Here is an 8,938-nt window from a genome sequence, read left to right as displayed (position 1 = left end):
TTCAGCCCTTGTCACGATAAATTTTCTCCTTTGCGAAAAACTTTTTTTTATTTTATCATGCATCGGCTAAATCTTCAGTGCTTATCAGTAATTTTTGTGCGAGAAATTTTCGCCTTTCAGAGCTGGAAAGCACAAGAAGATGTTTAACAGGATGATAATTTTCCCCTTATAACTATAGTTTTCCCCTGCTGCTGTATCTTTTCAAAACCCAAATTATAGTACATTGCCATCGGACCAGTGAAAGCAAGCGGGAGCAGGTTTTGGAAGCCTGCGGATAGACTTCGATATATTCAAAGCCTTATGCTTCAGCATCCTTGCAGACCCGCCTCAGAAGCGCTTTTGCAATCCCCCTGCCACGATACTCCGGCGCTGTCTCAAAGCAGATATGCATTTTGATTTTTTCTTTGTCACCATCAAAAAGCAGAGGTATAATAACTTCATAATAAAAAACAGTTAATACAGCTTCCCGCAGGACGAAAGGAATCCCCTATGACAGAACTGAACCTGGAACAGATAAGAAATTTCCGGCTCCATTCCCACCATCTGGATGCGTTTTATACAAAGGAAGACCTCATCGCAGCCGCAGGCGCCTGCGGTATGCAGAACAGTCCGCCCGGAACCTGGGAAACCGCGCTGTACAACAGAATTCCTTCCTGCAGCCAGGAGGATATGAACCGTTTTTTGTACCAGGAACGGTGTCTGCTGCAGGCATGGAGCCTGCGGGGCGCGCCTGTTGTATTCCCGGAGGAAGAAAGCGATGTCTTTTTATCTGCGCTTATTCCGCAGGAGGATGAGCCATGGATTTATACGCAGGGAATTTCCCTGGCGCTGGATTTTCTGCAGATGTCCTTTGAAGAACTGCTCCCAATGCTGAAGCAGGTAATGCCCAGGCTTAACGGCAAGACAATCGTGACCAAAAGCGCTCTGGATCAGACGCTGGCCGAATGGATGCTGCCGCTGCTTCCTGAAGAAAAGAAAACGCTGTGGAACCATCCGTCCATGTACGGCAGCCCGGACAAACAGACGGTGGGCGGCGCGGTGGTGTCATTCCTGCTGCGTCCCTGTGCATTCGACGGATTGGTGGTGTTCGGGGCGCGGGAAGGAATCAGCCCCACCTTTACTTCTTACAACGCCTGGACAGGCCATCCGCTGGGAAACCAGGGAGAAGGGGAAAAGAAGCTGGTGCGGAAATTCCTGCACTGCTATGGACCGGCAACGCCTGCCTCTTTCGAAGGTTGGCTTGGCTGCTCGGGAAAACAGGCCCGCCGCATGTGGAAAGCTGTGTCTGAGGAGATGGAGCCTGTCAAAGCAGCGGGTAAGAAGGCCTGGATTCTTTCCGAAGACAAAGCCTGCCTTCTGTCCCCGAAACCGCTGCAAAGGGAATTGCTCCTTCTTGGCGGCCACGACCCATATCTTGACCAGCGTGACAGAAGCATTTTGCAGCCGGATAAATCCCTGCATAAACAGATCTGGAAAATGGTGGCGAATCCGGGAACTGTTGTTTACCGGGGAGAAATCATTGGAATCTGGACAGGTAAAAAGAAGAGCAGGGGAATGGAGATGAAAATAACCCTGTGGAACGGTTTTCAGGATAAGGAAAAAATTTCTGTACTTGCTGAAGAATATGCAGCTTTCCGGCAGCAGAAGCTGATCGGTATTGAATTTTAACAGGATTTTTGGGAAAAAGCGATGCGGAAACGGTATCGCTTTTTCTGTATAAAGTGGAAGTATAAAAGAAAAACGTTAGTGGGAATTGTTTCTTTTTTGCAGGCATTTTCTGCCGTATTACAGCAGATTCTGTTCCGGGGCATTTTCCAAACACGCTTTCCTGACAGGCACAACAGCGGATAAGCGGCATACAATTTTATGAGACAGTAAGTCGATTTATGACACCTGCAGTCAGGAGGGCAACTATGGCGGAATACGATATTGCGGTTATCGGAGGAGACAGACGTACGGCTTTTATGATACCGTTTTTTCAGGAAAATGGATATAGAGTCATCAGCTTTGGAATTCAGGAAACGGATAAGGAAAACGCGGATGGCCGGGCGCATTCTTTGAAGGAGGCGCTGGACGGTGCGGATGTGATTGTGGGAGGGATTCCCCTGGAAAAAGAAGGGGTTCTGGAAATCCGGGAGCTGTCGCGGCTGATCCGTAAAAAACACACTATTTTCGGGGGTGTCATTCCGGAATCGTTCCGGCAGGAATGCAGTGAAAGGGATATCCTTTGCTGTGATTTTATGCTGGTGGAAAGCATTGCCGTGTTCAATGCGGTTGCAACAGCGGAAGGCGCGGTGCTGGAAGCGTTGCGGCATAAGGATACCAATATACACAAAAGCGAAAGCCTTGTCATCGGTTATGGCAGATGCGGAAAGATACTGAGCGATAAGCTGAAAGGCCTTTCTGCCTGCGTTACGGTATGCAGCAACAGTCAGACCGAGCTTGCGGTGGCGGATGCCTATGGCCTTCGGACACTGCCTCTGGAACAGCTTGAAAGCAAGGCGGGAGAGTTTGAATACATCTACAATACGGCCCCGGCCCTGCTTTTAACGGAGAAGCTGCTTGAAAAAATAAGAGAAGATGCGTTAATTATAGACATTGCATCAGGAAGCGGCGGCGTGGATTATAAGGCGGCCGAACGTCTTAATATAACAGCCCTGCGCTGTCCGGGCCTGCCCGGCAAATATGCCGGCAGGACTTCCGCGAAGTGCCTTACGGACTATGTATTGAGACATCTGTGAAAGGAGCGTATTTTAACGATGGATTTAAAAGGTAAAAAAATAGGAGTTGCACTGACCGGCTCCTTTTGTACGTTTGAGAAGATATTTAAGGAAATGGAAAAACTGGCACAGCTGGGGGCGGATATTTACCCTCTTTTTTCCAATGCTTCCCAGAGCATAGAGAACAGATTCGGGAAGCCGGAGGAGTTCATGGAACGGGCGGCCAAAATCGCGGGCAGGGAGCCGATATGCTCCATTGAGGCGGCGGAGCCGATAGGCCCCAAGGGTTATCTGGATATTATGGCGATTCTGCCGTGCACCGGCAATACTGCCGCCAAACTGGCAAACGGGATTACGGACACACCGGTTCTGATGGGTGCCAAGGCGCATCTGAGAAATAACAAGCCTCTTTTGATCTTCATTTCCACCAATGATGGCCTGGGGATGAATATGAAAAACATAGGACTTCTTCTGAATACCAAAAATATTTATTTTGTGCCCTTTGGCCAGGATAATCCGGAGAAAAAGCCGAATTCCCTCGTAGCCCACGCAGACAGACTCATACCGGCGCTGATGCAGGCCCTTGACCATAAGCAGATACAGCCTTTACTGGTGGATTACGGGGAAACGTAAAGGCCATGAGCCGCTGCGATGAAAGAAAAATCAGTAACAGTCCAAACATCGTAAACTTTTACTGTAATCAAGTCAAATGACAGGAAAGGCGGAAAGCCATATGTGCGGAATTGCAGGCTTTTGTAACGTCAGAATAAATTATGAAAAAAACGAAGGAGAATGGAGGACGGTGCTGAACCGAATGAAAACCGTCCAGAAACACAGAGGGCCGGATGAGAAAGGGATTTTTCTGGGAAAACACTGCGGCCTGGCTCATGTGAGGCTGTCCATCATCGATTTGGCGTCAGGGCGCCAGCCTATGGTAAAAAGAGAAGGCGGCGCCGAATTTGCGATCTGTTACAACGGAGAGCTATATAATATGCCGGAGCTGAAAAAAGAACTTCTGGCATCAGGAGAAAGCTTTCAGACGAACAGTGACACAGAGGTTATTCTGACAGCTTATCTGCATTACGGAAAAGAATTCGTAAAGCGGCTGGATGGTATTTTTTCCTTTGCGATCTGGGATGGAAGGCTGGAAAAAATTTACCTTTACAGGGACCGGGCAGGCGTAAAGCCCTGTTTTTATACCATAAAAGAGGATACCCTCATTTTTTCATCGGAAATCAAGGGAATCCTCAGCTATCCCGGGATACAGGCGCAGGTGGATAAGGCCGGGCTCTGCGAGGTTTTCGGGCTGGGGCCTGCCAAAACCTACGGCAGCGGTGTATTCCGTAATGTGAAGGAGGTACTGCCGGGATATTACCTGGAATTTGGCCCGGAAGGGATTAACCAGCATTGTTACTGGAAACTGCAAAGCCGCCCCCATGAGGAGTCCTACGAAAAAACAGTGGAGCATACCCGGTATCTGATTGAAAATGCGGTAAAAAAGCAGATGTTGTCCGATGTCCCTGTCTGTACCTTTCTGTCCGGCGGCGTGGACAGCAGTCTTGTGACTGCTATCTGCAGCAGCGAACTGAAAAAACAGGGGAAGATGCTGTCCACCTATTCCTTTGATTTTAAGGACAATGATATTAATTTTCAGGCAAACAATTTCCAGCCTTCGCAGGATCGGCCCTGGGTGGATGTGGTCAGAAAATATGCGGATACACAGCATTTTTACCTGGAATGCAGAAATGAGGAGCTTTACGACTATCTTTTTGAAGCGGTGGACGCCAGGGATCTGCCATGTATGGCTGATGTGGAGTCCTCCATGCTGTATTTCTGCCGTAAAGTGGCAAAGCAGCATAAGGTGACGCTGACAGGGGAATGTGCGGATGAGATTTTCGGCGGTTATCCTTGGTTTCATAAAAAAGAATGCTTTGAGTCGGCCTGTTTTCCCTGGTCCATGGATTTTACACCCAGGACGATGCTGCTTAAGGATGAAGTGCTTGAGGAGCTGCCCCTGGAGGAGTATGCAGGGAATGCATACCGCAGAACCATAGAGGAAACACCTGTTTTAGAGGGGGAGGCTGGGGAAGAAAAGCGGCGCAGGGAAATTTCCTATCTGAATCTGAAATGGTTCATGCAGACGCTTCTTGACAGGATGGATCGCACCAGCATGCATGTGGGGCTGGAGGCCAGGGTGCCATTTGCTGATCATTTAATTATGGAATATCTGTGGAATGTTCCCTGGAGCATGAAGTGCCATGACGGCGTTGTAAAAGGGCTTCTGCGGGATGCCGGCAGGGGCTGGCTGCCGGACGATGTCCTCTACCGCAGGAAGAGTCCCTATCCCAAGACCTATGATCCGGCATATGAACAGCTTGTGAGGAGCCATATGCGGGAGGTGCTTTCCGATATGAATGCGCCGCTGAACCTGCTGATTGATAAAAAGAAGGTGGAACATTTTATGGAACAGCCATCCGATTATGCCCGTCCCTTCTACGGACAGCTGATGGCCGGGCCGCAGCTGCTCGCTTATTTGTTACAGGTGAATTACTGGCTGGAGCATTATCGGATTAGTCTGGTGTGATTTTGCCTTTTTGCCTGGTGTGATTATGAAGAATCAGCCTGATACGTTTCACTCTGGTGCGCCCGTAAAAAATGTGCTAATATTATAGATAACGATAAAATTTCAGCTGGCAGGGGGAAATATCTCCTCTGCCAGCTGATACTTTCGTAAGAATATAAAACAGCGCGCTGTCCGATATATGGAGGATTCCTGCGCGGAAAGAGGTTATGTGGGTGAAATGACACAGGACGAAGCGCGCAGGCAGGCGCATTATGAGAAGATGACACAGACACCGGTTCCGAAGCTGGTCACGACGCTGGCGATTCCAACGATTATCAGTATGATGGTATCGGCCATTTATAATATGGCGGATACTTTTTTCGTGTCCCAATTAGGGACAAGCGCGGTGGGAGCAGTTGGCATTGTATTTTCACTGATGGCCATTATTCAGGCCATCGGGTTTACATTAGGCATGGGCTCAGGGACTATCGTGTCGCTGCACCTTGGGGCAAAGGAGGAGGAAAATGCCACATGCGCCGCCAGTACGGGCTTTTTTTCCGCGATTGTGCTGGGACTTGCGCTGACTGTTTTTGGGTCGCTTTTTGTAGAACCCCTGATGCAGGTGCTTGGTGCGACGGAAACGATTCTTCCCTATGCAAGGGATTATGGACAGTACATATTGCTGGCGGCGCCGATTATGTGCGCTTCCTTTGTGATGAACAATATTTTCAGGTGCGAAGGGAAATCCGTGCTTGGCATGCTGGGAATCGGCACCGGCGGTATCCTGAATATTATCCTGGATCCCATTTTTATTTTCGGGCTGGGGTTGGGAACTGCCGGGGCGGCGATTGCCACGGCGCTGAGCCAGACGGTGAGCTTCATCATTCTGCTGGTGCTTTTCTTAAAAGGAAAGAGTGATGTGCGGCTGCGGATTACCAAAGTTTCCAAACAGCTGAAAACATACGTGGATATTGTTACAACCGGTATGCCCACGCTTTGCCGGCAGGGTCTTGCCAGCCTGGCCTCTGTGGCGTTGAATGTGAATGCGGCAATGTATGGGGATGCGGCTGTGGCGGCCATGAGCATTGTGGGAAGGCTTATGTTTTTCATGTTTTCCGCCATGCTTGGCTTTGGGCAGGGCTTCCAGCCTGTGGCAGGCTTCAATTATGGGGCAAAAAAATATGACAGAGTGCATGCAGCCACCCGTTTCACAATCCTGGTGGGTACGGTGGTAATGGCGGTTTTCAGCCTGATTATTTTCATTTTCGCCCCGCAGATTCTGAGAGCCTTCCGCAGGGACGACGCACAGGTAATCGCGTTGGGGGCCTATGCGCTGAGGGCGCAGTGCCTTGTAATGCCGTTCTGCGGCATTACCACAACCGCCAATATGGCGCTTCAGAGTACGGGACAGTCGGGCAGGGCCACCTTCCTGGCGCTTTGCCGGCAGGGGGTATTTTTCCTGCCCCTGATCCTGATTCTGCCCCGGTTTACGGGAGTGCTGGGCGTACAGCTGGCACAGCCTCTGGCGGATGTGTGCACTCTGCTTGCATCCATACCTTTCTTGATGGCATTTTTGAGACGGCTGAAGGTTATGCAGTAATAAGACGGGCTGTATCCTGAAAGGTAAAACCAGGCCTGAAAGGTAAAACTAGGCCTGAAAGGAATGGCCGTCACGAAGGGAAGCGGCCAGGCTCTCCTTCAGCTGAAGGAGGCTGCCCAGGGAATCCTCCTTCAGAGAGGATTTGATGGTGACGACAGGCTCCAGAATTTTCATCTGCTTCATTTCTTCCAGCAGAGTGCGCATCTGCCTGCCGCTGGCCGGCGCCCAGGAACCGTTTTCGATCAGGGCAACCGTACGGTTCTGCAAATTCAGCGCTTTCATATCATGAAGAAAATTCAGCATGGCCGGGTAGATGCCGCTGTTGTAGGTGGGAGCCGTGAGTACCAGATGGCTGCAGCGGAATACCTCGGCAATGAGGAAGGATATGTGGGTACAGGAAATATCATAGACCGCAATTTTACGGATGCCCGCATCTGCAAGGCCGGCGGCCAGTATGTTGACGGCGTTTTCCGAATCGCCGTACATGGAGCCGTAGAACAGGGCGACCGTATGCTCCTCCGGCTCGTAGCTGCTCCAGCGGGCGTATATATCAAGCAGCAGGTCGATGTCGCTGCGCCAAATGGGCCCATGCAGAGGGCAGACCACGGCAATTTCCAGAGCAGACAGTTTCTTCAGCGCAGCCTGTACCTGCGGCCCGTATTTTCCTACAATGTTGCCGTAATACCGTCTGGCTTCCGCCAGCCAGTCCTGCGTATAGTCCAGTTCGTCAATAAAAATATTGCCATTCAGGGCTCCGAAGCAGCCAAAGGCGTCGGCGGAGAACAGGATATTTTCGCTTTCCTCATAGGTCATCATAACTTCAGGCCAATGGACCATGGGCGTCAGGTAAAAATGCAGGGTATGGCGGCCGAGCGGGAGCGTATCCTTTTCTTTAACGGTAATTGCCCGGCCCTCCAGATCCATATCGTAGAACTGCCGGATGAAGGTAAGGGTTTTGGCATTCCCGACGATTTTCAGCCCGGGAAAACGAAGGAGAAGTTCACTGATGTTGGCGCAGTGATCCGGCTCCATATGGTTTATCACTAAATAGTCCAAAGGGCGTGAATCCAGTGTATGGAGCACATTTTCCAGAAATTGGCGGGAGATGGAAGAGTCCACAGTATCCAGCAACGCTGTTTTTTCATCCAGAATCAGATAGGAATTGTAGGCGACGCCACTGGGAACCGGGAAAAGATTTTCGAACAGTGACAGCCGGCGGTCACATCCGCCGACCCAGGTGACGGCGTCAGTAATTTTTCGAGTACAGTACATGCTTGAATGCTCCTTTCATTGAGGCTTTATGATTTCAATGTATTTTATACTGCAAAAGAGTTAGAATACACTAACCAAAAATACAATACAGGATTTGTTTAAAAAGATCAATATATTTGTGTATCGGAGATCTGCGGTGATTTGATCGGTTATTAGCATTATGTACCGAATATGGGCAGGAAATTCAAATTAATGAAATTCATGGACAAACCCGTAAACCTGCTGTCTTTAATTGTATTATCTTTATATTTGGATAGAGAGTACTGATTATAGGACATTGATTTTGATAAGCTTGATGCATATACAGCGGGAAACGGGGAGGTATCATTCATGGATAAAAGAGAATATGCGGAATGCTTTCAGAAATTGGTGGATTGTTTTGTGAAAGAAGAAAAATTTATTCAGGATATTGAACTGATGGATAAACCTAATCTGGATGAAATAGAACAAAATGCGGTTCTGTCCTATAGGGCGGCAAATAGGGAACAATTGGTGCAGGCGCGCTTTATTGGAGTATGCTGCTCCATTTGCGATTGTCTGGAAGTTCCGGCCAGGATAAAGCGCTGTTGTCATAATGTCAGGAAAGGATAACGGAGGCATATGATGAATGTAATAGCAAATAAAGATAATATTTGCATCAGAAAAATGGAGGAGAGCAGGGATGATTTTGAATTATTCTTAAAATGGATGACAGATCCTGATACAATGAAATACTGGGAAGGGATGAATTTCAGGTGCTGCGAAAACTGAATCAGGAGAAATACCGGGAGGCACTGGCCGAGT

9 protein-coding genes are annotated in these 8,938 nt (G+C 49.1%); 7 read left to right on the top strand and 2 right to left on the bottom strand.

Features of this window, described 5'->3' with window-relative positions:
- Positions 1-298 precede the first annotated feature (298 nt).
- Complete coding sequence (locus FYJ45_RS33005) at positions 299-391, bottom strand: GNAT family N-acetyltransferase (RefSeq protein ID WP_408609478.1); 93 nt, start codon at positions 389-391, stop codon at positions 299-301.
- A gap of 98 nt (positions 392-489) precedes the next feature.
- On the opposite strand from FYJ45_RS33005, the gene FYJ45_RS01210 reads away from it, so the two are divergent.
- The 5 genes from FYJ45_RS01210 (at position 490) to FYJ45_RS01190 (ending at position 6,883) form a co-directional block, all read left to right on the top strand.
- The gene (locus FYJ45_RS01210; protein ID WP_154463080.1) at positions 490-1,668 is read left to right on the top strand and encodes a winged helix DNA-binding domain-containing protein; all 1,179 of its coding nucleotides are present in this window, start codon (positions 490-492) and stop codon (positions 1,666-1,668) included.
- A 245-nt stretch (positions 1,669-1,913) separates the two neighbouring features.
- Entirely contained in the window at positions 1,914-2,741 is an 828-nt protein-coding gene (locus tag FYJ45_RS01205) for a dipicolinate synthase subunit DpsA (RefSeq protein ID WP_035320534.1), read from the top strand.
- Between the two features lie 18 nt (positions 2,742-2,759).
- Entirely contained in the window at positions 2,760-3,353 is a 594-nt protein-coding gene (locus tag FYJ45_RS01200; protein ID WP_021633806.1) for a dipicolinate synthase subunit B, read from the top strand.
- A 100-nt stretch (positions 3,354-3,453) separates the two neighbouring features.
- On the top strand, positions 3,454-5,304 hold the full coding sequence (gene asnB / locus FYJ45_RS01195) for an asparagine synthase (glutamine-hydrolyzing) (protein ID WP_154463079.1): 1,851 nt from the start codon (positions 3,454-3,456) through the stop codon (positions 5,302-5,304).
- 217 nt (positions 5,305-5,521) lie between these two features.
- Positions 5,522-6,883 (top strand): MATE family efflux transporter, encoded by a 1,362-nt coding sequence (locus FYJ45_RS01190; RefSeq protein WP_154463095.1) that lies wholly within the window; start codon positions 5,522-5,524, stop codon positions 6,881-6,883.
- A gap of 48 nt (positions 6,884-6,931) precedes the next feature.
- Here the strand turns inward: FYJ45_RS01190 and FYJ45_RS01185 are convergent, their stop codons facing one another.
- Entirely contained in the window at positions 6,932-8,155 is a 1,224-nt protein-coding gene (locus FYJ45_RS01185; RefSeq protein WP_154463078.1) for an FprA family A-type flavoprotein, read from the bottom strand.
- Between the two features lie 381 nt (positions 8,156-8,536).
- Between FYJ45_RS01185 and FYJ45_RS01180 the strand changes: the two genes are divergently transcribed.
- On the top strand, positions 8,537-8,746 hold the full coding sequence (locus FYJ45_RS01180; RefSeq protein ID WP_154463077.1) for a hypothetical protein: 210 nt from the start codon (positions 8,537-8,539) through the stop codon (positions 8,744-8,746).
- Between the two features lie 9 nt (positions 8,747-8,755).
- Entirely contained in the window at positions 8,756-8,905 is a 150-nt protein-coding gene (locus tag FYJ45_RS01175; RefSeq protein WP_154463076.1) for a GNAT family protein, read from the top strand.
- Positions 8,906-8,938 lie beyond the last annotated feature (33 nt).

It is taken from the genome of Eisenbergiella porci, from assembly GCF_009696275.1.
GTDB classification, from domain to species: domain Bacteria; phylum Bacillota; class Clostridia; order Lachnospirales; family Lachnospiraceae; genus Eisenbergiella; species Eisenbergiella porci.
The sequence above is the reverse complement of the archived record's forward strand: the minus strand, read 5'-3'. Positions and strand labels throughout refer to the sequence as shown.

Excerpts from the sequence above, each read along its gene's own strand:
- FYJ45_RS33005 (WP_408609478.1), bottom strand. The coding sequence starts at position 391 with ATGCATATCTGCTTTGAGACAGCGCCGGAGTATCGTGGCAGGGGGATT.
- FYJ45_RS01210 (WP_154463080.1), top strand. The coding sequence starts at position 490 with ATGACAGAACTGAACCTGGAACAGATAAGAAATTTCCGGCTCCATTCC.
- FYJ45_RS01205 (WP_035320534.1), top strand. The coding sequence starts at position 1,914 with ATGGCGGAATACGATATTGCGGTTATCGGAGGAGACAGACGTACGGCT.
- FYJ45_RS01200 (WP_021633806.1), top strand. The coding sequence starts at position 2,760 with ATGGATTTAAAAGGTAAAAAAATAGGAGTTGCACTGACCGGCTCCTTT.
- asnB (WP_154463079.1), top strand. The coding sequence starts at position 3,454 with ATGTGCGGAATTGCAGGCTTTTGTAACGTCAGAATAAATTATGAAAAA.
- FYJ45_RS01190 (WP_154463095.1), top strand. The coding sequence starts at position 5,522 with ATGACACAGGACGAAGCGCGCAGGCAGGCGCATTATGAGAAGATGACA.
- FYJ45_RS01185 (WP_154463078.1), bottom strand. The coding sequence starts at position 8,155 with ATGTACTGTACTCGAAAAATTACTGACGCCGTCACCTGGGTCGGCGGA.
- FYJ45_RS01175 (WP_154463076.1), top strand. The coding sequence starts at position 8,756 with ATGATGAATGTAATAGCAAATAAAGATAATATTTGCATCAGAAAAATG.